The sequence below is a fragment of the Allobosea sp. P5_A5 genome (assembly GCF_056400625.1).
This window is the reverse complement of the sequence record NZ_JBFUKY010000012.1, coordinates 28,913-54,393: the sequence shown is the minus strand read 5'-3', so window position 1 is coordinate 54,393 and position 25,481 is coordinate 28,913. Positions and strand designations below refer to the sequence as shown.

Below are 25,481 nucleotides of genomic sequence, written 5' to 3'. Positions count from 1 at the left end.
CAGCGGGACAATGGGCGTCCAGAGCTTTCACGCAACGCCTGGCGCTGAACGCAGTGGCGAAGCGGGAAGGGCGGAATAAAGCCTCACGAGCTTTTGCCATTCGGCGGACGCATCCATACCGGCCAGGGCCGCTTCCGTGTTGGCCGCTAGCGTCTCCCGCAAGACCTTATCCTCGGCAAGGCATTTGATTACAGCCGCGATGGACCGGGGATCATAGGGATCGAAGGTCAGGCCGACTTGGTATTCCTCCACGAGCCGGCTTGCTTCGGGATAATGGGCGACGAGCACGGGCAGCCCGGATGACAGATACTCGAAGATTTTGTTAGGCAGGGCGTAGGAGAAGTTCTTGCACAGGTTCGGCAAGGTCCAGATTCCGGCATCCGCGCCGCGCGCAGCCGCCACGACATCCCGCGAAGGCACGGCTGGGGCGAGAAACAGCCGGTCCGAGGCACCAATGCGCGATGCGATGCGCGCATATCCCGGACCATAGGTCTCGATTTCCGGACCGCGTATGACGAGCGTACAGTCCGGCGCATGAGCAAGAGCCTCGATCACGGGTTCGATCATACGGGACGGGCCGATCCCGCCTTGCCAGAGCAGCGTGAAGCGATAGTCGGGAATGCCGAACTGCTGCTTTAACGGCGGGTAGAGCCGGCTCGGTTCACGGGCGCGATCGGGAATGTTACGGATCACAGCCACCTGGACGCGTCCGTCGCCCAATGTCTGCGCCATCTCATCGGCGATCGAGGCGCACACCGTCACCAACGCCGAGGCATGACGGAAACATAGGCGCTCTAGCCAGCGGAAAGCGGCCTTTTGAAAGTGGTTATGAGGACGATAGACCCCACTGAGCGGCGCCCAGGTAACGTTTTCCGAGTACCACTCGTGGAAATCGCAGACTGCGTGCGCGCCGCTAGCCCGTGCTGCTGTGAGCGCCACCAGGGCCGTATTAAGGTCGTGACCATGAAAAGCGTACGGGCGGTACGCCCGTGCGGCCTTAAGCATGCCACGACCGAGGAAACCTGGAAAATGCTCGGAGAACCGTGCGGCCGACATCGGCAGCGCCTCGAAGGAGACATTCTGCCCCCACGCGATGCAGACTTGCGGGCCGCCTTTCAGGAACTGCGGATCGGTCCAGATCACGTGCACCTGGAAACCGCTCGCGGCCAGCGCGCGCGCCTCGCGCTCGACGCGGGGGTCGAAGCGCATATCCGCCACCACCAGCATCACGACCATACGGCCCTCGGGGCGCATGCCGATCCCGGCCCTACCAGGAGCAAACCAGGCGGCAACAAAGGTCAGCGCCGCACCCGGTAAGGCAATGCAGCCGATAAGGAGGCGTCCCCAGTACCGGAGTGCGATGTACAGGAAGCGCAGCGCCGGCTTCAGCAAGGCTGCTAGACGCATTGCGGGAGGTCGCAGCGTCGCTTGCAGCGCTGGGCGAGCCCTTACGAATGAGCGCAGCCCCCGCACGACTGACCCAATGATGGGTAGCCGCTCGGCTTGCACGGCCATACGTTCCAGTTCGTCGTCCGCAGTCGGCTTTGTCATGGTCTGAAGCGCGGTCTCACGCCGCCGGCCGGAATGGACGGCCGAGATCGCCACCATAGAAGCTGTTGATCTCGCACCAGGCATCGAAAGAGAGCAGAGACCAGATCAGTGGCAAGCGATTGGCAGCCCCACTCATATGCTGCTCGATGGCGTCGGCGACATAGGCAGGCTGGAAAATGCCTCGCGCCGCGATGCGTTCAGGCGCGAGGATGTCGCGGATCCAGGGCTGAAGCGGCCCGCGGTACCAGGACGCATCAGGCGGTCCAAAGCCCATTTTCGGCTTGTCGGCGACGATAGGCGGCACCCAGTCCCGGATCGCGTCGCGAAACACTTTCTTGCCGGTGGCGCCGTCGGTCAGCAAGTCCCAGTCGAAGCCGAGCGCGAGGTCGATCACCTCGTTGTCGATCAGCGGCACGCGCGCTTCCAAAGAATGCGCCATGGAGAGCTTGTCTTCGACCATGAGCAAGCCGGCGAGATAGGTTTTGGTATCGGCATACATCAGCCTGTCCCAATCGAACTTCGAGGGGCACGAGCGCAGCACCTCTTCAAGCGCGCCACTTACGGTGTAGCCCGCTCCCGACGCGATCATGCCGGGCGTAAAAGCAGCCTCGACGGCTTCGGGCGGAACCGGAAAGCAATACATCTCCAATTGCCGCCGCAAAGGGTCGAGCGAGAGGCCTGTTGGCTTGAGCGCCTGGCCGAGAATGCGCGCCAGCAAGCTGGGTTTAGGGGCGTTGCCGACGGGATAGGGCAGCCGTAGATGGCCGTACCGCCCGACATAGCCGCCGAGAATCTCGTCGCCGCCACATCCAGACAGAACCACTTTCGAGTCTTGCGCGACACGGCCGGCAATCAGGTAATTCACATAGGCCATTCCCATACGTGGTTCTTCCAGCGCGTTGATCGTGGCATGGAGCGAGCCCATCAGAGAGGTCGGAGCTAGTTCCATCTCGACGTGGTCGTTACCGAGATGGGCGGCTACGGCGCGAGAAAATTCGCGCTCGTCGACAACCCGGTCGTCACCGACGTCGGCCAGGTCGAACAGGCATGAATAGGACTTCACGCCGGGGTCGATCTTGTGCGCTCCCGCGACCAGGGCACTCGAATCGATCCCGCCGGAAAGATAGGCCATCACCGGCACGTCTGCCGCCATCTGCCGGTTGATCGTGTCCTCGATCGCGGCGCGAAGCGCTGCAGCCGCGTCAGCCGGCTTCATGCTGCGACGGCTGAAGCCGACATCCCAGAACTGGCGGGTCGTGCTGCGGCCGGGTTCTTCGACACGGAGGTGTCCGCCGAGAAGCTGGCGCACGTCCTTGAACATAGATCTTCCATCCCAGACATTCTGCTGGAGGAAATAGGCGTAGACAGCGCTTTCGTCCGGCGCAGCTTCGATCAGGCCCGATGCGATGATCGCCCGGATCTCGGAGGCGAAGAGCAGCATTCCGTCGGGTCGCTCGGCTATGTAAAGAGGCTTGATGCCGAGGCGGTCTCGGCCGAGCATAAGGCGCTGGTTGCGTCTGTCCCAGACGGCAAAGGCAAACATGCCGTTCAGCCGGTCGAGAAGCCCCTCGCCCCATTGCTCATAGCCATGGACCAGCACTTCCGTATCGGAATGATCGGTAGCGAAGTGGTGGCCTGCCGCCTCGAGCTCGCGACGCAGCCCGACGTGGTTGTAGATCTCCCCATTGAAAACGACCCAGACAGTGCCGTCTTCGTTCGACATGGGCTGATGCCCGGTCTCCAGATCAACGATAGAGAGGCGCCGAAAACCGAGCGCGGCATCGCCGTCAGACCAGAAGCCTTCATCGTCGGGACCGCGATGAACGATCGAATCCGCCATCGCCTTCACGCGCTGGGGCGCATCCGGCTGGCGGCCACGATGGAGGATACCTGCAATGCCACACATCGTGATCTAGCTCTCTAAAATACGGCCCAGCGCCAGCGGCGCGGACACGTCGCGGTAGACGGCCGTCAACGCACCCGCGATCTTAAGCGGATCGTGCCAGCGTTCGACATACGCTCGCGAGCGAGCGCCTGCCTGGATCAGCGCCTGTGGATCGCCAAGGATGCGGGCCAGATCATGATCGAGCGTGCGCTGATCTAGCCTCAAGATCGGCATATCCGCCCACATGGCCTCCGGCACGAAGCGTCGATCTTCCTCGCGGATATAGGCTGCCACAGGCTTGCCCATCGCCATCAGCTCGACGGCAAAGCCGCCATACCAGCCTGCAAGCAGTTGGTCGATCGCCAGGTCGGCCGTGCGGTACAGCTTCATCGCCTCGGCATGCGGCGTGTTCTCGATCAGCAACAGCTCGAAATCGAAACGCGACTTCATCCGCTCCAGCGCGGCCAGAATATGCGAGGTGCCCTTAATGCCGCTGTTGCTGGGCGCATGCACGAGATGCGGCCGGAGGCCGGGGTTGGGCGGCGTCACCGTCTCGCCCATCACATCCACGTTGGCGTAGGGCAGGAATTCGCCCTTTTCCAGCAGATGGCCAATCTCCGGGTTCAGGTAGAAGACCCTGTCCATCAGCGGCAGCATCGTCTCGATCATGGCGCGCCGCGTCACATCGATCGTGGCCGTGCAGGCAGAATAAGCCGGACAGCCATCCGGCTTGCACATGGTGATCGCGTTGGTCCGGTTGGAAACATCGGCCTGACGCGCATCGCAACCCTGCAACGTCATCACCACACGCTTGCCGAGGGCCTTGGCGAGGCGCACGTCGCGCAATGCGGCGCGATCCTCCTGCGGGCTGCGGCCGAGAACGCGGCCAAAATCATCCCACAACATGAAACTCCGGCCGAAGTAATAGTGGATCACGTCATATCTGAAGGGCATAGCCAGCGAGAATAGGCTGCGGATGAACCTCGCCCTGCGCGTATTCTTTGCATACTCGCTCAGAGTCCTGTCGGCGGGGTATCCGATCCAGGTCCCGTAATTCTGCACGACATCACTGCCGTGACCGAGGTCACGCTCGGCGCGCGACAGCGTCCATGGCTGATTGCCGACATTGACGGGGCCATGAAGGATACGCATGTGCGGGCTCAATGCGGTACGGCGCCGGTCCGAGGCAACCCGTCATAGAGCGTCACCAGCTTTTGCCACTCGCCCTCAGCGTCGAGTGTCTCAAGCGCCTTGACGGTATTTCGCCGCAGTCTCTCGGCGAGACCCGGCTCCTCGATCAGCCGGTTGATCGCCGCTGCGATGGACTTCGGATCATAGGGATCGAATGTCAGCCCAATCTCATGGGTTTCGACCATGCGCCGCGCTTCCGGGTAATCGGCAACCAGTAGCGCGAGCTCAGAGGCGGTGTACTCGAAGATCTTGTTCGGCAGCGCGTAAGTGAAATTCCGGCATAGCCGCGGCAATGTCCAGATACCCGCATCAGCCCCCCGAGCCGCTGCCACGACATCGCGCGAGGGAACCGGGCCCTGCAGGATCAGCCGGTCGCTAGCGCCGACCCGTGCGGCGATGGCGCAATAATCTGCGCCGAATAGATCTAGCGAGGGGCCTCGTATAACGAAAGTACATTTTGGCGAAAAGGCAAGCGCTTCAATGATCGGCTCGATAAGCCGCGTAGAACCAGTACCGCCCTGCCAAAGCAAGACGAAGCTCTCTTCAGGCAACCCAAGTTGCTGCTTGATCGGTGGATAATCGCAAGTCGGCTCGGCATTAAGAGCGGGGATGTTACGGACAACCTCCGGTCGCCTTCCGCCTCCCAGCTCTCCGGCGATCGCATCCGCGATCGAGTCGCACACTGTCACGACAGCCGAAGCCGAACACATAACCCGTGATTCCAGCGCTTGCAGTTCCGATTTCCAAGCCGGTGGATAAGGTTCGTGGCTCGCGGTTATGCTATTCCAGTGCACATTCTCTGATGTCCACTCGTGGAAATCGGCAATAAAATGCGATCCTAATATCCTCGATATCGCCAAAGCAACGTAACATGTATTCAAATCATGAGCGTGAATTGCGAATGGCCTAATTTCTTTTGCGATTTCAAAAGTAATATCGAACATAACGCCGCAGTTAAATCCTGGGCGAAATATAATGTCGGTAATAGCACGCGAGTCAATAAATCTTGTATCGATACCTGATCCCCAGTCGATTCGGATATCATTGGCAGCCCCATGCGTAGGATCAGGACAAACGACAGTGACGTAATACCCTTTCTCGGCGAGAACCCTAGCCTCACGTTCCACGCGAGGATCGATCCGCAGATCGGATATGACGAGCATCAGCACATTTTGCCCATTGGCAGACGTTCCAATCCCCGCCATAGCCGATGTCGAAGCAGCACTGTGCAATCCAAAATTGGGATCTAAGTTCGAAGGCGCCGCAGTCAAAAAAGAACCGCCACAGACATCCCGTTTCGCCACAGAAAAAGTCGTCACCCATCGCAATATCGGCAGGATCGCGGGCTTTGATAAGCTAGCAAGCTGCGGAAATCTTTTGGCAAGCGCCGCGAGAATCTGTTTAAAATTTGGCATGCGACAGGAAACTTCTTTCAAACGGCTTCGTTTCGGGGATGGGTCGCATGACAGTAAAAGGATGGTTCCATCCACTAACCCGACGAATATTATCGCGTGCGTTTTCGAGACCCATGACACGCTCGCGTATCATGCGTCTCGTAGCATCCGGAAAATCAGCGGTTTCCTCATACATACGTCCGAAGCGGATCGCTACGGCATCGATCGAATGCCAGCGGCTTACATATGCCGTTCCTTGGGCTCCGATGGCGACGAGCTTGTCACGGTTCTCAAGACACCAAAGCAGCGTCTTCTCTAGCGTATCGGGAGTGACATTGATGAGCGGGCACTCTTCGACAGCCTCGACCAGTTCAGGAGCGCGCACGTAGGTCATGACAGGCTTTCCACGGGCCATGGCTTCAAGTGCCGTGTAGCCATACGCTCCTCCAATGAACTGGTCTGCCACGAGATCGGCTTCGCCGAAGAGGCGGATCACCTCCGCATTCGAAACGCCTTGGACCTTCACATAATCGATGGCATGTCCCTGGGCGCGCAGTGCATCGATCGTCGCCTCGAGATAGTGCGAGCCCTTGAAGTGGGCGTGGTTCGGCGCGTGAGCGATACGCAGCGCGCCGTCGATCCGCGGCGATGCAGCGGGAGGGACGCGCTCAAGATCGATAGGCCAGTAGTGCATATTTCGGGGGGTGGGCACGTAAGCAAGCATGTCGCCCAACGCGACCGCAGTCGTGATCTTTTCGCACATCGCGGCCATGATCGGCGCGTTATCTTCTGTGCAGGCGCAGAAGCGGCCGGGCTCGGGACAATCCGAGCAGAAATTCCACTTGCCGAGCGCCAGCGTCGGCTCGCGGCGCCGGACATCAGCACCGTAGGCGTAGAGATAGACACGCTTGCCGGCGAGGCGCAGCAGATCGAGCTCCAGCGGATTGACGCCAAAGCGTGTGGCCCGCGACATCAGGCCCTGATCATAGAAGAAATGGAACACGTCGTAGCGAAGGATGGCCCAGGCGAGCAGCCAACGCTCGAAAGCCGGGATCAGGCCATGAGCATTGCCCTGCAGCCACTGCATCGGCTTTTGCAGATTGAAATCGAAGTTTCGCGCTATGTAATAGGTGACGAAGACCAACGAATGACTTTCCAAGCCAAGAGCCCTGTCGGCGCGCGCCTTCAACGGCAGCGTCAGGATCGGCGTCACTCCCCAAAGCGAGCGAGGCCGGCCCTGCGCGAGGCGGGCCTCGGTGAGCCGGCGTCCCAACGGGACGGCCACCCGTTCAAGCAACCAGCCAGAGCTCGCGTTCACAAAAGATAGCAGGACGAGACGCACACGGCCAGCACATGCAACCAGCCACGATCTTGCCCGTCTCGATAAGAACAGCGGTGATCGCGGGATCACCCGATACAGGCGCAGAGCGATGAGCAAAAAGGCCTTTAGCCCATGCAGAAGCGTGCGCGCCGGCCCGCAAAGGGGAGCCGGCAGCGCACTCACCCGGCTCCGCACCGCGTCGCGAGTGAATTTCAGCCAACCCGGCAATTTCTGATGCTCCGAATTAGCTTTTCAGCGCCTGCATAACAACCTCGACCACGCGGGCCTGGTCGGATTCACGCATGAAGGGCACGATCGGTAGCGTGACGGTCGTGTCTTCCGCGACGCAGGCGTTGGGGAACTGTTCGGGCTTAAACCCATACTTATTGCGATAGTACCCTAGACGATGGACGGCATGTGTTCCGGGCCTGCTCTGCATCTCCGCAAGGGCCATCGCGGACATCACGGCGTTACGGCGTTTGCGTCCGCCTTCCGCTAGACGGATGACGTAAGACTGGTAGGTATGCCCGGCGACATCGCCCGCAACTGGAAGGATCAAATCCTTCATCCCCCTAAGCATCCGAGTGTAGCGATGCGCCGTAGCGCGGCGATCGGCAACAAGTATCTCGAGCTTGCCCATCTGAGCCACACCCACCGCCCCCTGAATATCTGAAAGGCGCAGATTGAAACCCAGCCTGTCAAAGGTACCCATCGTCCACGGGCCGTGCATCTCAATTTCCGCCGAGGGCAGCCCGGTAGTGCCATGGTTGCGTAGAGACCTGACCGCCGCAGCCAGCACGGGATCGTTGGTGGTGACCGCACCGCCCTCGCCTGTCGTCACTACCTTTCGCGGGTGGAACGAAAAGCAGCCGAGGTCGCCAAGAGCGCCGACCGGGTCTCCTTTGTAAGTCGTCGCGATCGCGCAGGCTGCATCCTCGATAATGTGGATGTTGCGCGGCGCGCAGATTGCCTTGATCTCGTCCATGGGAGCGGCGAGGCCAAACAGATGTACGGCAACGACAGCCTTCGTATGCGGCGTGATCGCTGCTTCCAGTGCCTTTGGATCGATGTTAAATGTTTCCAAGTCAACATCGACGAAGACTGCTTTAGCACCGACATATTCCGCGGCATGGGCACTCGTGATCCAAGTGAAGGCGGGTACGATAACCTCGTCTCCGGCCTTCAAGTTCAGTGCCAGAGTCGCGAGGTGAAGCGCCGCCGTGCAGGAGGTGCAAGCCATGGCGAAAGCGGATTTCTGATTCTCCGCGATCAAGCGCTCGAAGCGCTCGGTCATCGGGCCTTGCGTCACCCATTTCGAAGCAAGCACGGCGCGTACCATTTCGATCTCGGATTCGTCGAAGCTAGGTTCGGTGATGTTGATCATAGCAGCTTGCCTACCTGAGTGAGGTGTTTGGAATGCCCAGTCTGCAGCCTTAACGCTACGGCAATCTCGGCGTTGAAGAGAGCCGGTCCTTAACGGAACGGATGATCGTCGATGGCACCCTCACCTCCGAGTCTGGCTCTCGGCGTATCGCGAGAAGTTCAAGGGCCGTTTGGCTTCCACAGGATACGAGCACCGTCCCGCCTGTACGGCGTAAGACCTGCCCTGGTGTACCGTGATAAATGCCGCAGAAAGGTTTGCTCTTCACAATGCGGAGGCGCTCCTGGCCCATCAAAGTCCATGCACAAGGGTAAGGTGGAGCCTGAGCGCGAACAAAATCATGCAGCTTCTCTGCTGGATAGCTCCATTCGATCATGCCGTCTTCATCACTCCGCTGACCGCAGTAGGTCGCGAATGCCTCATTCTGGTGTGCCAGGACGGCATGCCCAGCGAGGAGGTCCCGCCATTTAGCCCCCAGCTGAGAGAGAAGGCCAGCCTCAATCCGTGTCAGAGCTTGTCCCACATCGTCAGAATCGCCGAGTTGAACGGGCACCTGCATCAGCACGTCACCATCGTCTATTCCAGACCCTAGACGGAATACTGTTGAGCCAACCTCCCGTGCTCCTGCGATGATCGACCAGACCAGTGGTGCGCCGCCCCTAAATTTAGGCAAAAGCGAGTTATGAATGCCCCATAGACCTTTAGGAAAAAAATCAATGTCGGACGGGGAGAAAAGCCAGTACCATCCGCACACAAAACCGATGGATGGATTCAGGCCCGCAATAATAGATCGTGCTTCGGCTTGGCTTTGCACGACTTGCAGCTCGATATCCCTGCTCGCTGCGAAATCTCGGAAAGCGCCAAGATCACTGCGATCATCGTGCACGTCATTCGGATGGATAATTGTCCACAATACATCAGTGCGCGATTCGGCCAGACAGTTCAGCACCCTGAGTCCAAGCGCTTTGGAGCCGAGATAAACAGCCCTAGTCATCAGTTTTCTTTGCCGAAGTGAGCCGCTAGATTCAACATTCGGATATAAGCTGGGCTAATGGCGCGATGGCCGTGCTCCGCCTCGACCCAAGCACGGGACGCGCGCCCAATCTGTTCACGTGTATTACTGTCTGCGAGCTGCCGCAGCGCTGAAGTGATCGTCTCCTCATCAAAGGCTCCGACCAAAGGGGGCGGTCCATTCCGAAAATGATGTTTTGCTTCATCGGGAACTGGTCGCATGATCACGGGCTTTGCGGCGGCTAATGATTCCAATACCGAAGCCCCATATCCCTCCATCACGAACTGGTCTGCCACAGCATCCGCAGCGCGCTGGCGGCGGCGCAGGAGCGGCTTCGAGCACATGGGAAGCCATACAACGGCCTCCTCGAGGCGAAGCTCGGTGACTAATGCGCGAGATTTTTCGAGATCCTCCCCCCAAGCTTGCAGCAAAAGTCGCCAATTTTGTGCTCCTTGAGCACGAAAGCGCGCGAAAGCGCGGATGAGCTTGTCACTACCTTTCCAATTCCAATCTTGCCGGCAGACGCCAAGCAAAAAATGCTCGCCTCCAACAGCGGCCTTCCATTCTTGGCGCAGTTCAGGCTCTTCGCCGACGCGATAGACGTCGGTATCGACCACGAGCGGCAGGAAAGCCCTCGGAGCTTTGGATCCGAGCCTGTCGATATAGGCGAAATAGTCCGTCTCACACACGGACAAGTAAGCTGCCTGTCTATATGCGGCACGGAACATCAATCCCACCATGTCCTGCTCGAAGGGGCGAATATAAAGGTCACCACCCAAAGGCAAAACAACAGAAGGCCTAGGACTGAAAGCACCTAGCATAATGGCTGACATAGATAACACTACCACATCGTAATCGTTCATCGCGGCAATGTAGTTCCATTGTCCCATATGCTGGGCGAGAACCAGCGCCGCATCGACAGGCAGCGGCTTGCCAAATTGCTCTTGATACAGAGCGGCCACCTCCTCGCTTGCTTCGAGCCGGCCCACGTAGCGGTGCTGCATAGCGTGATCGTAGGGGACATATCGTACAAACTCGGGGGGCTCCCAATTCAACGCCTCCGGCTTGAAATCCCCCGCTGACACGTTCTCGACGTTGCACTCCTCCCATTGTGGGCGAGCGAACAGATAGCTATCGATGGCGTTTTCCTGAACGATGACATCAACCTCATGACCGAGCTTGCGCAGAGCGCGCGCAGTAATGAATGCCTGATTGGCCAGGTTATCAAAAAAACCTATGCGAAGTGCGCGTCCAGTCTTTTTGACTTCGTCCCGCACCTCATAGGCCGCAACCATGCGGTGATCTCCGGCCCCGGCTAGATCCCGCGCGCTGCCCAGCAGAAGCCTTTTAAATGCATCACGTTGCCTCTGCTCAAATATTTCCCGCGTTTCGCTCAACTCCGCCGCGAGCAAACCAACCCGTCCGGAAAGCTCTTCGAGATGGCTAAGCAGCATATCCCTGTCCCGAAGGTATCGCATCAGCGCAACGGCCAGCGAGGGAACCTTACGCAAGCGGCGCAACGCAGAACCAAAATCGACAGATGGCATCAGAGGCCTTTTACTATTTCATTAGAGGCGTATTCAACGCCGAAGCCGCTCGCGAATGCTTCATATAGTTTAGAATATTTCTCTCTTTCATGAGATATGACCGGTTATATCACAATCAGAAAGTTCGATGACATCGCTTTGGGTTTTATGATCCCATTCAACAAGTGGATAAAAAACCGAACCCGAAGGGTATGCTGCAGCTATAACAGAGAATCTGTGGACTCTTTGATGATATTCGTAGTAATCATTCAAGCTTGTTACGTTTGGCTGCAGAGCAACAGACAGTATATAATCCCCCTCCAATATCTGAAGTTCTGCCATCGTGCAGGACACTACACCTGTCCGGCCAGGCGTTTTTTCAAATTTTGCGCGGACCTGTGCGTCATCACCACGCCCTGCCGGATTACTAGTATTGAATTGTGCGATACGCGTGAGATCGCCCTCGCGCTCAATCGTCATCAGAAACCCTAGCGGATAAACGGGCAATTCACCGTCGCAAGTGTAGTGCACCTCGATACGCCACCGATCCCAAGTTCTGAAAACATTAGTCGTTTTACCGGATTGATCGATAAATCTTACCTTTACAATACGAACGGGACCCTTGCGAAAAATCTCTATCTTACTGCCAGGCTCATCCTCTGAATCCCTAGAATCCAAAGTAGCTAATGACGGCGCATCAACGACCTCTGCTCCTCCAGTAATGCTCTCCAGGTCAATCTCAAGCACTTGACCTGTCGCCGCGAGACGCTCGTGCACGCTATAGTCATACCGGCGCGTCACGGCTTGCGCCGGCCCAACGCCTCTTAGCAACCCGTTCTCGATCCAGATAGCGGTATCGCAAAGCTGGGCGACCTGCCCGGTTCCGTGACTAACGAACAAAACGGTAGCACCGGAATCGCAAATCTCCCGGATGCGCTTCATACATTTGGAGTTGAAGTAGGCGTCGCCGGCAGCTAGCGCTTCGTCCACAATGAAAACTTCGGGGTCGATGGCAATAGCGGTAGAGAACGTTAACCTCGCCTGCATCCCGCTTGAATAGGTGCGGAAAGGTTGGTCAATGACCTCCCTCAACTCACTAAACTCTATAATCCAAGGTAATTTGGCTTCGATCTCACTACGGCTCATGCCAAGGCACATGCCACCCGTGACGATATTCTCGCGACCAGTAAAGTCCGGATGGAATCCAGTGCCCAACTCAAGGATCGCGGAGACTCGGCCGGCCACCTCGACAGACCCAGAGGTCGCGTCGAGCAATCCCGTGATGATTTTCAGCAGAGTGCTCTTGCCCGAACCGTTCGGGCCGATGATTCCGACAATCTCACCCCGTTTGATTTCGAATGAAATGTCTTTCAACGCCCAGTGGTCTCTGTGGCGCTGCTTGCCCGTGAACACCTCGCGCAAGAGGTCGCTATTGTTCTCGTAGATCTTGTAGGCTTTGCTGAGGCCCCTGACGCGGATCGCTACCTCTTGCGGAAGTGCGGGATTTGTTTTCTGCACAGTCATATCAGAGCACATTACCAAGAAAGGGTTTCACGCGGCGAAAGACGAGTAGGCCGGCGAGCAGCGTCCCAAAGGACATCAGCGCAAACACAATCCATGCGAAGCCATGCCGGATCTCACCGAAGAACAGCGTGTCCTGATAGACCCAGACCACATAGCTGAACGGGTTCAGATAGAGGATTGGACGAACCTTGGCCGGAACCCAGTCCGGCAGGTAAATCGCGGGGGTAAAGTACATCGAAACGGACATATACATGGTCACGAACTCACGCACGTCGCGAAGGAAGGGCGTGATTACAGAAAGCAGAAGCGTCAGCCCTAGCGCCAGCATGCCGTGCATTAACAGCACGAGTGGAAGCAGCAATGCCAGCCAAGTAAACCCACCACCGAGTGAGAATTTGTAGATCAGCATGAGCACGATTGAAGGAACGTAGATCACGAAGCATGCGATCATACTGGCCACCGGCAATGTCTCGATCGGGAATACGACCTGCTTGACGAGGTTCGAGTTGCCCGAGAATGCGCCGGGAGCACGGCTAAGTGCATTCGACATCAATAGCCAAGGCACGAGCCCGATCAGGATATAACTCGCATAGTCGCCCGGGAAAGTGGACGAAGCGGCTATTTTCGTGCCGATTACCACCCCGAAGATCAGCATGAATGTGCCAACCACGACCAGCGGTTGAATGTATATCCAAAGGGAGCCGAGACCATGGCCGGCATGGCCGCCCTTTAGGTCCCGGATCACCATCTCGCGAATGAGGGCGTAGTTGCGGATCGTCGTGCGCAGAAAATCTTGTAGCATGACGAAAAGTGACGGAGCCCGACTAGCGACTTGGTTTTGCGGCGATATAATTGGTGCACTCACAAGTACGCCTCGCAGAACTGTTCGAGATTAAGCAGAGACCAGATCAGCAGTCGGCGGTTCTGGCGGCCTTCGAGATGGTCGTCAATCAGTGTTTTGACCGTCTTCTTGTCGAGATAGTCGTAGATCCGCGCCCGATCATTGAGTAGGCGTCGGCGGACGTAGTCGATGCTTTCGCCCTTGAACCAGCTTGCGTCCGGAGCAGAGAAGCCCTGCTTTTCCCGATCGGCGACCTGAGCGGGAATATGCCGACCCATCATCTTCCGCAGGATTAACTTGCCGTCCCGAGTCTTCTCGAAATAGCGTTCGGCCTTGCCCCCAGGCTCGTTCTCGTTGAGGCGGACGACATCCGTCAGATTTCCGAGCTTCATCTTGGCCGGCAACCGCATCGCAAAATCGACGAGATCATTATCGAGGAATGGGACGCGGCCTTCCAGACCGTGCGCCATTGCAAGCTTATCGTCGACCACAAGCAGCCCGTTGAGAAACGTCTTGGCTTCGAAATAGAGCGAGTGGTTGATGTAATCCTCAGGCCGCGTCAGAGTGTGCGCGTGATCCTGGAAAACATCACGGAATATATCGAGCATCGAAACATCCGAAGCCTGCCCCCACACCGGGCGCATCATCTGTGGAAGCAGTTCAGTCGGAACCATCCGCTGCCAGAATCCTGAGTATTTCTGGACGTAGTGGTCGAAATCATCGTTTACGACGGCTCGATAGTAACGCCAAGGATAACCGGCGAAGAGCTCGTCGCCGCCCGTGCCCGAGAGTACCACCTTGACAAATTTCGAGGCGAGTTTTGCCGCATAGTAGTTTGGGTAGGATTGGCCGACGCGCGGCTCTTCCAAATGCCACGCCAAGTGCGGCAGTGCGCGCTCCATGTCGCCGGCCTTGAGCACCATCTCGTAGTGTTCGGTCTTGAACAAATACGACATGTGCTCGGCCTTGGAGCGCTCGTCATAGCCGAGTTCGACGCCCGAAGCGGAGTTCAGGTCAAATCCCACCGTGAAAGTCCGCATGAACGGCAATTGCTTGGCGGCCAAGGCCGTGATCGAGCCCGAATCCATGCCACCAGAGAGATAGGCGCCGACATCGACATCAGAAATCATCTGCCGGCTGACAGCCTGCTGGAACAGAAAGTCCAATTTCTCGAGGGCGTCGGCCTCGTTGATCTCGCCTTCTGGCTCTTGGAAATGAAAGTCCCAGTAGCGCTGAGGCGCGGGAGGCTCGCGCCCACTGGCGACCTGGACGTAGCAACCGGCCGGCAGGAGCTTCACGCCCTGAAACAGGGTCTGATCGGTGAAGAAATTCTGGAAGGTAAGGTACTCTGCCAGCCCCGCCACGTTCATGCGCCCGGCAAATCCGGGCACGCCTCGAAAGGCCTTGATCTCCGACGCGAAGAGGAACGCACCATCGACTTCTGCATAGTAGACCGGCTTCACGCCAAAGCGGTCCCGCGCCACGGTGAGCTTGCGCTCCACCGTGTCCCAGATGCCAAAGGCGAACATGCCGTTGAAACGACCGAGCGCCTTCAGGCCCCACTCGGCGAAAGCGGTGAGCAGGACTTCACTGTCGCCACTCGAATGAAATAGGTGGCCGCGCGCGCTGAGCAGAGCTTTCAGTTCGCGAAAATTGTAAATCTCTCCGTTGTAAGTCAGGACATAGCGGCCATCGCGCGTCGCCATTGGCTGTCGAGCGGCATCGGTGAGGTCGATGATCGAAAGCCGACGGTGGCCGAGACCGACAGGCCCGTCACAGTAGTGTCCCTCGCCGTCTGGGCCCCGATGGGCGATGATGTCCGTCATCGCTTTCACGGTGACCGGCGAAGCCGGCCTGCCATCCCGGTGCAGGATGCCTGCTATACCACACATGTCTTATCGTCCGATCGTGTGAAATTCAGAGGCGGTAGCCGCCATAAGGCCGCTCTGCTTCTGAAAATCAGATCTGCGCCTTGCTGCGCCTCTGCGCGACCTGATCGATATGCGTCTTGCGCCATTCAATCAGCTGCTTCAGGCCTTCATCGAGATCGATAGAGGCCGTGAAACCGATTTCCTTGCTGGCCTTGACCGGCGATCCGATGCGGTTGCGCACCAGTGTCGCCTGGCTGCGCGGCGCGTAGTTGATCGGCTGGTTCGAGCCCGTGAGATTGAGGAGCTTCTCCGCGACCTCCTTGAGCGAGGTGCGCTTGCCGGTGCCGACATTGTAGAAGCTGTCCGTCGCGGTCGACTGCATCGCGCAGAGGTTCGAGCGCGCGCAATCCTCGACGGCGACGAAGTCGAAGGCTTCCGAGCCGTCGCCCATGATGGTCGGCCCTTCGCCGCGATCGATCGCGTCGAGCATCTTCATGATCACGGCGATATAGGCGCCGCGATAATCCTGGCGCGGACCGTAGACGTTCATGTAGCGCAGCCCGACATAGTCGAGCCCGTAGCGGAAATGATATGCGCGGGCCATGGCTTCGCCGCAGATTTTGGTCGCACCGTAGAAATTCTTGTTGTTGAACGGATGGTCCTCAGGCATCGGCTCCTGGACGGCGTCGCCATAGACCGAGGCCGAGGAGGACCAGACCAGGCGCTTGACGCCGTTCCGGACGCAACCGTCGAGCACGTTGAACATGCCGCGCACATTGGTCTCGAAAGCCGTGCGCGGGAACTCATGGCACTGCAGCAGCCAAAGGGCAGCGAACTGGAAAACGCCATCCGTGCCCTTGAGCGCCGCATCCAGGATGTCGGTCTGGGTAATGTCGCCGCCGGCCTCGAAAATCTTGACTCGCGGATCCTTCAGCGCCTCCGCAAGGTTCTCGGTGGTCCCACGGACGAAATTGTCGTAGATCACGATCTCGCCGACATCCGTTTTCGTGAGTTGATCGACTGCATGCGAGCCGATAAGGCCCGCGCCCCCGATGACGACGACGCGCTTTCCCTGGAGTTCCACTGTTCCGCTTTCCTTGTTTGCAATGCGACAGCCGGCGCAATCGCATGATTATTCCAAGCTACCACAGTCCGGGTGCAACGAGCGCCCGATCTACACAAGACTCGACCTCGACGAAACCGCCGCGACTACGCGGCCTTTTCGACCAGTTCTTCCCCCGGCACAACACGCACCTTGCTTCCCAGTAAATCCAGCAGCACAGCCACGCGGTCCTGATCCCTGAAGCCTTCGAACAGGCCCAATGTATCGACGAAACTTTCCGATTTGATGCTGACCAATTCGCTTGGAGCGAAATCTGGCCGCGTCCACAGCTCGACGAAACCCTTGGCATTCAATCGTGCCCGCAACGCGGCAACGACCCCACCGGAAATAGGCAGCGGCCCATCCTCGCCCGCGATAATTCTGGCGACACCGTGAGTGCCGTTGACCGCCCGCCAACGCTGCTGTTCCTTGTCGAACACGCAAACAGATAGGACAGGAAAAAGGGGGCAGCGACCATCACAACCTTGCGGGCGTTCCGGCGCTTCTTCAGATACGACGACATACCAACGGGAATCGCCGGCTTGTTGAGGTAAAGTCGCGCTCATGACCGCGACGCCCTCAATCTAATCGACAACATCGGCGGAACCAGAACGCGGTCGGCGCCAAGATGTCCGATCGCTAGTTCATAACAGGCTTCGGCGCTATGGATACCGGTAACGATTGCGCAGTCCGGCGATGACGGCGCGAGTTCCAACGCAGCCACGACCGGAATTCCGAGTAGGCTTGGCCTCCGCATGCTCGCGTCAACAATGGCTACGATCGTCACACCCTGCTCGGCAGCGCACAAGGCAGCGATTTCTGTCAGGTCGCTACCTCCGAAGAGCGCTACGTTTTGCCATTGCCGGCCAGCAGCAGTCTCGAACAGCTCGGAGCACTGCATACGCGCTTGGCGAAAGAAGGAGAACGACCAGGAAAGATACTCAGCTGTCAGCCTGGACTTCTCGGCGAAACCGCTCGGCGTCAGGAAGTAGGCGTAGCGGCGGGAGGGAACCTGCTGAACCTTGATAAGTCCCTTTTTAACGCAGCGCTTGATGTAGCTGTTTACCAGCCCCAGCGCGACACCGAGTTCACCGGCGAGTGCCCGTTGTGAGACATGCGCCTCTCGCTCAACATACGCCAACAGGCCGGCGAGATGACGTCCTTCAGTCTCGGCCGAGGTTGAGCTCGCGTGAGACGCGGCGGCTACCGCCGGTTCGGGCGCAGGAAGGGGGGGGCTTTTGAGCTCACCAATCATACGGCGCGACTTATCATGTTCATGACGTGAACGTCAAACCCGGTATTGCATGGCTTTGTCTTGGCGTTCACCTTTGGCCTTTTAAGGCGGGGATCGGCATCCAAGTTATTAACCCCCGAGCCGGTTGCGGTGAGACTGCCCGTTTCGATGTGAGACGGGCAGTCGGGGATGAAAGCTAGAATCTCCTCTAAGCGAGATCGCCGAGAAGCAGGTGCGCGCGATCAAATACGAGATCACCATCGCCAAGGACGTCGGCGGCTTCGTTGTCGACGGCACGCCGCTCAACGAGACGCTCGTCCACGACCTCGCACGCGGCAACTTTATCGCCTATTAGCGCCACGTTGTCCTCGTCAGCTGCACCAGGACCGGCAAGACTCATCTGCCGATCGTGATCGCCCAATCCTGCATCCGTGCCGGAGCTTGGCGGTGCTTTTCGATGTCCATTGACCTCGCCAAAAGGCTCGAGGCCGAGGCGCGCGCCAGCCGTCAGGGCTGCGTGATGACCGTTCGCGCATGGACGCCACGTTATCGACGAACGAGCCCGACCGTACCAAAAGATCCCAAGCTACAATTGGAAGCGCCAAGTACCGTGTTTCGATCGTCGCACCTGATCCTCGCTTCTAGAAAGCTGCTGAAACAGTAGGCTTTTAAGCCGCCTCTGGTATCTAGGGAATTTGCCAAGCGCGGACATCTCTGAAACGCAATACCCGCTGATGGACCGAAGTCGAGACGGTAGCGCTGACCGTCACTTGACGATAATGACATGCGACCTGCGTTGACCATCCTTGAGACAGCTGCATGTCAGCAACTTCCTGGTGCCGGTAACTCTGATGCCGTCGAAATTTCTCGTCACCGGCGGTGCCGGCTTCATTGGTTCAGCTGTCGTTCGCAAGATCATCAGCGAGACGCAGCACGAGGTCTGGGTCGTCGACAAGCTGACCTACGCCGGCAATCTCGCCTCCATGGCTTCGGTGTCGGGCAGCAATCGCTATCGATTCGAGCAGGCCGATATCGGCGACGGCGAGCGCATGCGGGCCATCTACACCGAGTTCCAGCCCGACATCGTCATGCATCTGGCTGCCGAGAGCCATGTCGACCGCTCGATCGACGGGCCCGGCGACTTTATCCAGACCAATATCGTCGGCACCTTTTGCCTGCTGCAGGAGGCTCTGCGGCATTGGCGCGGGCTCAGCGGCGAAGCCAAGGCCCGCTTCCGCTTCCACCACATTTCGACCGACGAGGTCTTCGGATCGCTCGGTCCAGAGGGTTTCTTCCGTGAGGATACGGCCTATCAGCCGAACTCGCCCTATTCCGCCTCGAAAGCGGCCTCGGACCATCTCGTGCGGGCCTGGCACCATACCTACGGGCTGCCGGTGGTGATGACAAATTGCTCCAACAATTACGGGCCCTATCACTTCCCCGAGAAGTTGATCCCGCTGATGATCATCAATGCGCTGGAAGGCAAGCCGCTGCCGGTCTATGGCGACGGCCTTAATGTCCGCGACTGGCTCTATGTCGATGACCATGCCGAGGCGCTGCTGACGGTGGCGGAGCGCGGCGGGCTCGGCGAAAGCTACAATATCGGCGGGCATAACGAAAAGGCGAACCTCGACGTCGTGAAGAGTATTTGCGCCATTCTAGACGAGCTCAGGCCCGATCCCGCCGGTCCGCATGAGCGACTGATCAGCTATGTGACGGATCGCCCTGGCCATGATGCTCGCTATGCGATCGATGCCGGAAAGATTGGCCGCGAGCTCGGCTGGACCCCCAAGGAGACCTTCGAGACGGGCCTGCGCCGCACGGTCGAATGGTATCTCGCCAACCAGACATGGTGGGGCGACATCCGCTCCGGCGTCTATCGCGGCGAGCGCCTCGGCGCGGCCTGAACCGGACGGACGAGACCATGCTCAGCGTCGAGGAGACCGCGATTCCGGCGGTCAAGATCATCACCCCAAAGCGGCATGGCGACCATCGTGGCTTCTTCTCCGAGGTCTACAAGGAATCCGATATGGCGGCGGCAGGGATCGACCTCGTCTTCGTGCAGGACAACCACTCGCTCTCGGCGCAGGTCGGGACGCTGCGCGGCCTGCATTTCCAGTCGGCGCCCTTTGCACAGGACAAGCTCGTGCGCGTGGCCAAGGGCCGCATCCTCGACGTTGCCGTGGATCTGCGCGCCTCCTCGCCGAGCTTCGGCCAGCATGTCGCGGTCGAGCTCTCGGCCGAGAACTGGCGCCAGCTCCTGGTGCCGATCGGCTTCGCCCATGGCTTCGTCACGCTCAAGCCGGATACCGAGGTGCTTTACAAGGTAACGGCGCCATACGGTCCGGCCAACGACCATGGCCTTGCCTTCGACGATCCGGCGCTTGGCATCGACTGGCGCCTGCCGCATGGCGAACTCGTGTTGTCGGATAGGGACCGCAAGCATTCGCGTCTGGCCGACCTTCCGCGCTATTTCGACTGAGCGCAGGCGCAACAGCCCATGAGGATCACCGTCACGGGACAATCGGGCCAGATCGTGCTCTCGATGCTAGAGCGCGCGCCCGAGGGCTTGACCGTGACAGCGCTGGGCCGCCCGGGGTTCGACCTGGAGCAGCTGGACTCCATCGGCCCGGCGATCACGGGCACAAGGCCTGACCTCATCGTCAGTGCCGCCGCCTTCACTGCCGTCGACCTCGCGGAGAGCGAGGTTGCGACCGCTCGAACAGTGAATGGCGCCGCGGCCGGCGAGGTCGCGCGTGCCGCGGGCGGGCTCGGCATCCCGGTGATCCAGATCTCGACCGACTACGTCTTTGACGGCAGCCTCGACCGTCCCTATCGCGAGCACGATCCTGTCGGGCCGATCTCCGCCTATGGCCACAGCAAGCTTGCTGGCGAAGAGGGGGTAGCCTCGGCGACCCCGAACCACGCGATTTTGCGAACAGCCTGGGTCTACAGCCCCTTCGGCAAGAATTTCGTCAAGACCATGCTGCGGCTGGCGGAAACGCGCGATGAGGTCGGCGTGGTCGCTGACCAAACCGGCTGTCCGACGAGCGCGCTCGATATCGCCGACGCGATCTTCGCGGTAGCTTGCAATCTCCTCGACCGGCCCGGCGAGGCCGCCCTGCGCGGTATCTTCCATATGGGCGCGCAGGGCGAGGCGGTCTGGGCCGATGTGGCCGAGGCGATCTTCGCCGAACGCGAGCGGCTGGGTGGCGCACCGGTGCGGGTCAGGCGTATCGCGACGGCAGATTATCCGACGCCGGCTCAGCGCCCGGCCAATTCGCGCCTGGATTCATCCAGGCTTCAGACCATTCATGGAGTCAGCCTGCCGCCATGGCAGGACTCGCTCGCATCCTGCGTGCGCCGGCTCCTGAGCACCGAACAGACGGGATAGACGACGATGAAGGGCATCATCCTGGCCGGCGGCTCCGGCACGCGGCTGCACCCGATGACGCTGGCGATGTCGAAGCAGCTTCTGCCAGTCTACGACAAGCCGATGATCTATTATCCGCTTTCGACGCTGATGCTGGCCGGCATCCGAGAGGTCCTGATCATCTCGACAACGCACGATCTACCGCATTTCAAGCGCCTGCTCGGCGACGGCTCCGATTGGGGCATGAGCCTGTCCTATGCCGAGCAGCCGCATCCGGGCGGGCTGGCGCAGGCCTACATCATCGGTGCCGAGTTCGTCGCCGGCCAGCGCTCTGTGCTGATCCTCGGCGACAATCTGTTCTACGGACATACCCTGCCGGAGATGATGGCTTCGGCTGGCTTACGTACCAAAGGCGCGAGTGTCTTTGCCTACCATGTGCGCGATCCGGAACGTTACGGCGTCGTGGCGTTCGACGCCGCCGGCAAGGCGATCTCGATCAATGAGAAGCCAAAGGCGCCGAAGTCGAGCTGGGCCGTGACGGGGCTCTATTTCTACGACGAACAGGTCGTCGATATCGCCGCCAACCTCAAGCCTTCCGCCCGCGGCGAACTGGAGATCACCGACATTAACCGGGTTTACCTGGAGCGCGGCGAACTCTCGGTCGAGTGCATGGGCCGCGGGTTTGCTTGGCTCGATACCGGAACACCCGACAGCTTGCTCGAAGCCGGAGAGTTCGTCCGGACGCTCCAAAGCCGACAGGGGCTCTGTATTGCATGTCCCGAAGAGATTGCAGCTAAACAGGGATGGATTTCAGCCGAGGATTTGGTGCGCCTCGCAGAGAAACTCGCGAAAAGCACTTACGGCTCATATCTGAAAGAGGTCGCTCAAAGCTGGGTGAGATCCGGCTCGCACGATATGACGTCATAAACTGCACTACCGATCACGAGCCATTCTGCGGAACAAAAACGTTGATTTCTTAGGACGGCGTCAGGTCAGCGGCCCTGAAAATGTCTTGCCGACTGATGCCGATTTGCGCGTCTATGGCGGGCGCGTGGTCGTGCGACCTTCTACTAGTCGCCAAGCTTCCGATTTATAGTTGAGATTGAGCACTTCTGAGAGCTGCATGACGATGCGATGCAGCTCATTTTTTAAGCTCCACTCTCGACTTCTCATCCCCAATCTCGACCCCTGCCAGTTCGAGCGCGGTCTTGATCCCAAGCAGGTTGTTATGCGCGGGGATGCGCCTACCTTTTTCGAAGTCGCGGATGGTTGTTAGCCCAAGATGGGCTGCTTTGGCGAGGTCGTGTTGGCTCCAGTCGATGAGGCCGCGGGCGGCGCGCGATTGTGCGGGTGTAATCATGGTGGCTGCATAGCCTGATTGGTGCTTTTCGTCGAGCGTCGGTGTTTCCAGTTGACTGCCGGCGCCATAGGAAGCGAACCGTCCTTCATCGACGTTTTTCGTCGCTGGAGACTGATCGTGACCCTGATCCTCGAGTATGAGAACCGACTGATTTTCTACCGGCGCGGCATTTTGCGCTACGCCATGGGCCTGGCCCGGATGGCACTGCGACAGGCCCGCGACCACGCCGAGCGATCCGAGCTGTTGTCGCGCTGTCTGAAGCGTGGCTGGGCTGATGCCAAGGCCCAGCTGGCCGGTTATCAGCGGGCACGGGACTGGGTAGCGACCCGTCAGGATGAAGGGATCCGGAGCGCGGCCCGCCGGGCAGCGCTTCAAGATGCCATCCGCTTTGGCAGCGATGCTGATCGGATCCGAGCCGCGCTGCTGAGCGAGACCATGCGCGACCGCATGGATTTCGCGGCGGTAGCCCGGCTAGAGGCTGCGCTGGCCGCCGTCCTTGCGCCCGCTCCGCTGCATTGAGGGGCGCGCCATGACCGGATTGATCCCACCCTTGGCTCAACCCTCGACGTCGCTGATTTCGACTGCCGTCGCCGAACCCTTGCCGCAGAACACGATCGCGAGCCCAGCCGAACTGGCGCAGGCTTACCGGGCCTGGCGTTTCGGGGGCGCACGAGACGCTGTTCCGGCTCTTGTGCGCAGGAGGACCGCACGATGACCGCGATGCGCCGGCGCCGCCTGGCTGACGCTGTGACCTTGTCTCAGCGCGGTACGCGCACTGCCCCTCCCCTCATACCCCTCTCTGCCGCTGCACCTGCGATCACGCCACTGAGCTTGCTCAGCGCTGCACTTGATCGCGGCGCGGACGGCGAGGTGCTGTCACAGCTGATCGGGCTGCATGAGCGCTCGCGGGCCGATGATGCCCGCCGCGCGTTTGAGGCTGCGCTGACCGCCGCCAAGGCCGAGCTGCCAGTGATCGCCAAGACGCAGATCGCCAGCATCGGCAACAAGCACTATCGCCATGAGGATCTGGCCGAGATCGCTCGGACGGTATCGCCGATCCTGGCGCGACATGGGCTGGCCTATCGCTTCCGCTCGCGAACGGACGGTGATCTCGTCACGCTGACCTGTGTGATCTCGCATCGCGATGGTCATAGCGAAGAGAACAGCTTGTCGGCCGCCGCCGACCACAGCGGCGAGAAGAACGCGATCCAGGCGGTGGGTTCGACCCTGACCTATCTGCAGCGGATGACGCTGAAGGCAGCGTTGGGGCTCGCGGCCGCGCACGACGATGACGGCAAGGCCGCAGGAGTGGTCGAGACCATCACCCGCCAGCAGACCCGAGAGCTCCTCGCGCTGATCGAGGAGGTTGGCGCCGAGCGCGAGGCCCTGCTGCACTTTTTCAAGATCAAGGGATTTGCCGAACTGCCGGCCCGCCGCTTTCGGCAGGCGCTGGTGATGCTGAACGCCAGGAAGGGACGGACCTGATTATGCTGGAGATCATCAACTGCACCCAAGGCTCGCCCGAATGGGCGCAAGCGCGCCTCGGCATCCCCACCGCTTCAGAGTTCGCCTCGATCCTCACCAAGGGACGCGGCGGGGCTGAGAGCCGCACCCGCCAGAGCTATCTCTACAAGCTTGCCGGTGAGCGACTGACCGGCGAGGTCATGGAAGGGTTCACCTCCGTCCATCTCGAACGCGGCAAGCTGATGGAGGAGGAAGCTCGCAGCGCCTATCACTTCATCACCGGGCTCGAGTGCGAGAGCGTCGGCTTCCTGCGGCGCGGCCGAGCCGGCGCCTCGCCCGATGCCCTAATCGGTCAGGATGGCCTTTTGGAGATCAAGACCAAGCTGCCGCATCTTCTGATCGAGGCGCTGCTTAAGGGCGAGTTCCCGGCGGAGCACAAGGCGCAATGCCAGGGCCAGCTCTGGGTGTCAGGCCGGACCTGGATCGATCTCGCGATCTATTGGCCAGGGCTGCCGATCTTCATCTGCCGGGCCGAGCGCGATGAGGCCTATATCGCCGAGCTCGCCGCAGCGGTCGATGCCTTCAACGCGGAGCTCGACCGGGTCAGCGATCGCATCGCGGCCTATGGTCGGATGGAGGCGGCCTGCTGGGCGCCCGCCGCGAGTTCACCCGCGCCCAAAAAGTCGCGATGCTGAAGCGCGCCATGGATGCCAAAGGCTGCATCCACTGCGAAGGCTGTGGGCTCAACATCTCCGGCAAGGCGATCGAGTTCGACCATGTCATCGCCGAAGCGCTTGTCCTCGATAAAACGCGAGAGCTCTCAGTGGATGATGGACGGGTGCTGGGGCGAGACTGCTGCCATCGCGCGCCCGGAGCCAAGACCGCCCAGGACCTCGCCGTGATCGCCGAGGCCAAACGCCGCGAGGCCCGTCATCTTGGCATCAGGCCCCTGTCCTCTCGCGGCTTTGTCCGCGCAGCCCCGCAACTGCGCGCCTCTCGCCCCCTCGCCAAGCCCGCCGCCTGGCGCTGCGAGCAGGACTGATCACACTTTCACCCGACCAGGATATTCCCAATGATCTCGATGTCTCGATACCGCCCATCGCAATGGCGGTGGCGTTCCCTGATGCTTGCCTTTACCGCAGCCGCTACGCTTGGCGCTTGTACTCCGCGCACCCTGATGCGCTTCGACCGGCTCGACGGGCGTGGCGATGCGGCAGCCGTCACTCAGTTCCAGCAGGATGATGCGATCTGCAAGGGCGAAGTCGCGAGGGCTCAGGCCATGGCAGCACCTATCTATTCCGGACATAGCCTGGCTGACGCGATGGAGGCCGGCATGCTCGATGCCCAGCGTGGCCAGGCGCTCAACCGGATCATGGTCGGCTGCATGGCCGCGCGCGGCTACAGCATGACCCCGGTCACGGTTCAGCCGTGACCGGGGTCATGCCCATTGC

General features: G+C 59.8%; 25 protein-coding genes and 1 pseudogene. 11 read left to right on the top strand and 15 right to left on the bottom strand.

The genetic code is table 11. The features are described from left to right. Positions 1 to 27: 27 nt before the first annotated feature. The 14 genes from AC1DR6_RS19800 to AC1DR6_RS19735 all read right to left on the bottom strand — a co-directional run bounded on the left by AC1DR6_RS19800 (position 28) and on the right by AC1DR6_RS19735 (position 17,854). Positions 28 to 1,608 carry a glycosyltransferase gene (locus AC1DR6_RS19800; RefSeq protein ID WP_476830987.1) on the bottom strand — a complete coding sequence of 527 codons (1,581 nt, stop codon included), beginning with the start codon at positions 1,606 to 1,608 and terminating at the stop codon, positions 28 to 30. Next, a complete protein-coding gene (asnB, locus tag AC1DR6_RS19795) occupies positions 1,568 to 3,457 on the bottom strand; it encodes an asparagine synthase (glutamine-hydrolyzing) (protein WP_476830986.1) in 1,890 nt (629 codons plus the stop codon). The genes AC1DR6_RS19800 and asnB (AC1DR6_RS19795) overlap by 41 nt, the downstream gene beginning before the upstream one ends. Before the next feature lie 6 nt (positions 3,458 to 3,463). Continuing rightward, on the bottom strand, positions 3,464 to 4,588 hold the full coding sequence (locus AC1DR6_RS19790; protein ID WP_476830985.1) for a glycosyltransferase: 1,125 nt from the start codon (positions 4,586 to 4,588) through the stop codon (positions 3,464 to 3,466). An 8-nt stretch (positions 4,589 to 4,596) separates the two neighbouring features. Then, positions 4,597 to 6,042, bottom strand: a complete 1,446-nt coding sequence (locus AC1DR6_RS19785) for a glycosyltransferase (RefSeq protein WP_476830984.1) — start codon at positions 6,040 to 6,042, stop codon at positions 4,597 to 4,599. Further along, complete coding sequence (locus tag AC1DR6_RS19780; RefSeq protein WP_476830983.1) at positions 6,029 to 7,570, bottom strand: glycosyltransferase; 1,542 nt, start codon at positions 7,568 to 7,570, stop codon at positions 6,029 to 6,031. Before AC1DR6_RS19780 ends, AC1DR6_RS19785 begins: the two co-directional genes overlap by 14 nt. A 16-nt stretch (positions 7,571 to 7,586) precedes the next feature. Then, positions 7,587 to 8,726, bottom strand: coding sequence for a DegT/DnrJ/EryC1/StrS family aminotransferase (locus AC1DR6_RS19775; protein ID WP_476830982.1), 1,140 nt, complete (start codon positions 8,724 to 8,726; stop codon positions 7,587 to 7,589). A gap of 55 nt (positions 8,727 to 8,781) precedes the next feature. Beyond that, positions 8,782 to 9,717 carry a methionyl-tRNA formyltransferase gene (locus AC1DR6_RS19770; RefSeq protein WP_476830981.1) on the bottom strand — a complete coding sequence of 312 codons (936 nt, stop codon included), beginning with the start codon at positions 9,715 to 9,717 and terminating at the stop codon, positions 8,782 to 8,784. Then, a complete protein-coding gene (locus AC1DR6_RS19765) occupies positions 9,717 to 11,282 on the bottom strand; it encodes a glycosyltransferase (RefSeq protein WP_476830980.1) in 1,566 nt (521 codons plus the stop codon). The genes AC1DR6_RS19770 and AC1DR6_RS19765 overlap by 1 nt, the downstream gene beginning before the upstream one ends. Before the next feature lie 87 nt (positions 11,283 to 11,369). Continuing rightward, the gene (locus tag AC1DR6_RS19760) at positions 11,370 to 12,785 is read right to left on the bottom strand and encodes an ABC transporter ATP-binding protein (RefSeq protein ID WP_476830979.1); all 1,416 of its coding nucleotides are present in this window, start codon (positions 12,783 to 12,785) and stop codon (positions 11,370 to 11,372) included. A 1-nt stretch (position 12,786) separates the two neighbouring features. Beyond that, the gene (locus AC1DR6_RS19755) at positions 12,787 to 13,587 is read right to left on the bottom strand and encodes an ABC transporter permease (protein ID WP_476830978.1); all 801 of its coding nucleotides are present in this window, start codon (positions 13,585 to 13,587) and stop codon (positions 12,787 to 12,789) included. Positions 13,588 to 13,646: 59 nt separating this feature from the next. After that, positions 13,647 to 15,518, bottom strand: coding sequence for an asparagine synthase (glutamine-hydrolyzing) (asnB, locus tag AC1DR6_RS19750; protein ID WP_476830977.1), 1,872 nt, complete (start codon positions 15,516 to 15,518; stop codon positions 13,647 to 13,649). Positions 15,519 to 15,585: 67 nt separating this feature from the next. Next, the gene (locus AC1DR6_RS19745) at positions 15,586 to 16,581 is read right to left on the bottom strand and encodes an NAD-dependent epimerase/dehydratase family protein (RefSeq protein ID WP_476830976.1); all 996 of its coding nucleotides are present in this window, start codon (positions 16,579 to 16,581) and stop codon (positions 15,586 to 15,588) included. A 125-nt stretch (positions 16,582 to 16,706) separates the two neighbouring features. Continuing rightward, entirely contained in the window at positions 16,707 to 17,165 is a 459-nt protein-coding gene (gene nusG, locus AC1DR6_RS19740; RefSeq protein WP_476830975.1) for a transcription termination/antitermination protein NusG, read from the bottom strand. Beyond that, complete coding sequence (locus AC1DR6_RS19735) at positions 17,162 to 17,854, bottom strand: winged helix-turn-helix transcriptional regulator (RefSeq protein ID WP_476830974.1); 693 nt, start codon at positions 17,852 to 17,854, stop codon at positions 17,162 to 17,164. The genes nusG and AC1DR6_RS19735 overlap by 4 nt, the downstream gene beginning before the upstream one ends. A 211-nt stretch (positions 17,855 to 18,065) precedes the next feature. On the opposite strand from AC1DR6_RS19735, the gene AC1DR6_RS19730 reads away from it, so the two are divergent. The 6 genes and pseudogenes from AC1DR6_RS19730 (at position 18,066) to rfbA (ending at position 22,133) form a co-directional block, all read left to right on the top strand. After that, positions 18,066 to 18,188: a hypothetical protein gene (locus tag AC1DR6_RS19730; RefSeq protein WP_476830973.1), complete on the top strand. Its 123-nt coding sequence runs from the start codon at positions 18,066 to 18,068 to the stop codon at positions 18,186 to 18,188. 15 nt (positions 18,189 to 18,203) lie between these two features. Continuing rightward, positions 18,204 to 18,497, top strand: a pseudogene (locus AC1DR6_RS19725) (hypothetical protein); the annotation flags it as partial. Positions 18,498 to 18,684: 187 nt separating this feature from the next. Next, the gene (rfbB, locus tag AC1DR6_RS19720) at positions 18,685 to 19,740 is read left to right on the top strand and encodes a dTDP-glucose 4,6-dehydratase (protein WP_476830972.1); all 1,056 of its coding nucleotides are present in this window, start codon (positions 18,685 to 18,687) and stop codon (positions 19,738 to 19,740) included. A 17-nt stretch (positions 19,741 to 19,757) separates the two neighbouring features. Continuing rightward, a complete protein-coding gene (gene rfbC / locus AC1DR6_RS19715) occupies positions 19,758 to 20,315 on the top strand; it encodes a dTDP-4-dehydrorhamnose 3,5-epimerase (RefSeq protein ID WP_476830971.1) in 558 nt (185 codons plus the stop codon). Positions 20,316 to 20,333: 18 nt separating this feature from the next. Further along, positions 20,334 to 21,227: a dTDP-4-dehydrorhamnose reductase gene (gene rfbD, locus AC1DR6_RS19710; protein WP_476830970.1), complete on the top strand. Its 894-nt coding sequence runs from the start codon at positions 20,334 to 20,336 to the stop codon at positions 21,225 to 21,227. Positions 21,228 to 21,233: 6 nt separating this feature from the next. Continuing rightward, on the top strand, positions 21,234 to 22,133 hold the full coding sequence (gene rfbA / locus AC1DR6_RS19705; RefSeq protein WP_476830969.1) for a glucose-1-phosphate thymidylyltransferase RfbA: 900 nt from the start codon (positions 21,234 to 21,236) through the stop codon (positions 22,131 to 22,133). Between the two features lie 214 nt (positions 22,134 to 22,347). Here the strand turns inward: rfbA and AC1DR6_RS19700 are convergent, their stop codons facing one another. Beyond that, on the bottom strand, positions 22,348 to 22,566 hold the full coding sequence (locus AC1DR6_RS19700) for a helix-turn-helix domain-containing protein (protein ID WP_476830968.1): 219 nt from the start codon (positions 22,564 to 22,566) through the stop codon (positions 22,348 to 22,350). Positions 22,567 to 22,683: 117 nt separating this feature from the next. Between AC1DR6_RS19700 and AC1DR6_RS19695 the strand changes: the two genes are divergently transcribed. The 5 genes from AC1DR6_RS19695 to AC1DR6_RS19675 all read left to right on the top strand — a co-directional run bounded on the left by AC1DR6_RS19695 (position 22,684) and on the right by AC1DR6_RS19675 (position 25,462). Then, positions 22,684 to 23,085, top strand: coding sequence for a hypothetical protein (locus AC1DR6_RS19695; RefSeq protein ID WP_476830967.1), 402 nt, complete (start codon positions 22,684 to 22,686; stop codon positions 23,083 to 23,085). Between the two features lie 192 nt (positions 23,086 to 23,277). Then, complete coding sequence (locus AC1DR6_RS19690; protein ID WP_476830966.1) at positions 23,278 to 24,051, top strand: ERF family protein; 774 nt, start codon at positions 23,278 to 23,280, stop codon at positions 24,049 to 24,051. 2 nt (positions 24,052 to 24,053) lie between these two features. Continuing rightward, positions 24,054 to 24,725, top strand: a complete 672-nt coding sequence (locus AC1DR6_RS19685; RefSeq protein ID WP_476830965.1) for a lambda exonuclease family protein — start codon at positions 24,054 to 24,056, stop codon at positions 24,723 to 24,725. Then, complete coding sequence (locus AC1DR6_RS19680) at positions 24,719 to 25,072, top strand: hypothetical protein (protein ID WP_476830964.1); 354 nt, start codon at positions 24,719 to 24,721, stop codon at positions 25,070 to 25,072. Before AC1DR6_RS19685 ends, AC1DR6_RS19680 begins: the two co-directional genes overlap by 7 nt. Positions 25,073 to 25,153: 81 nt before the next feature. Then, complete coding sequence (locus AC1DR6_RS19675; RefSeq protein WP_476830963.1) at positions 25,154 to 25,462, top strand: hypothetical protein; 309 nt, start codon at positions 25,154 to 25,156, stop codon at positions 25,460 to 25,462. The last annotated feature ends 19 nt before the right edge of the window (positions 25,463 to 25,481 follow it).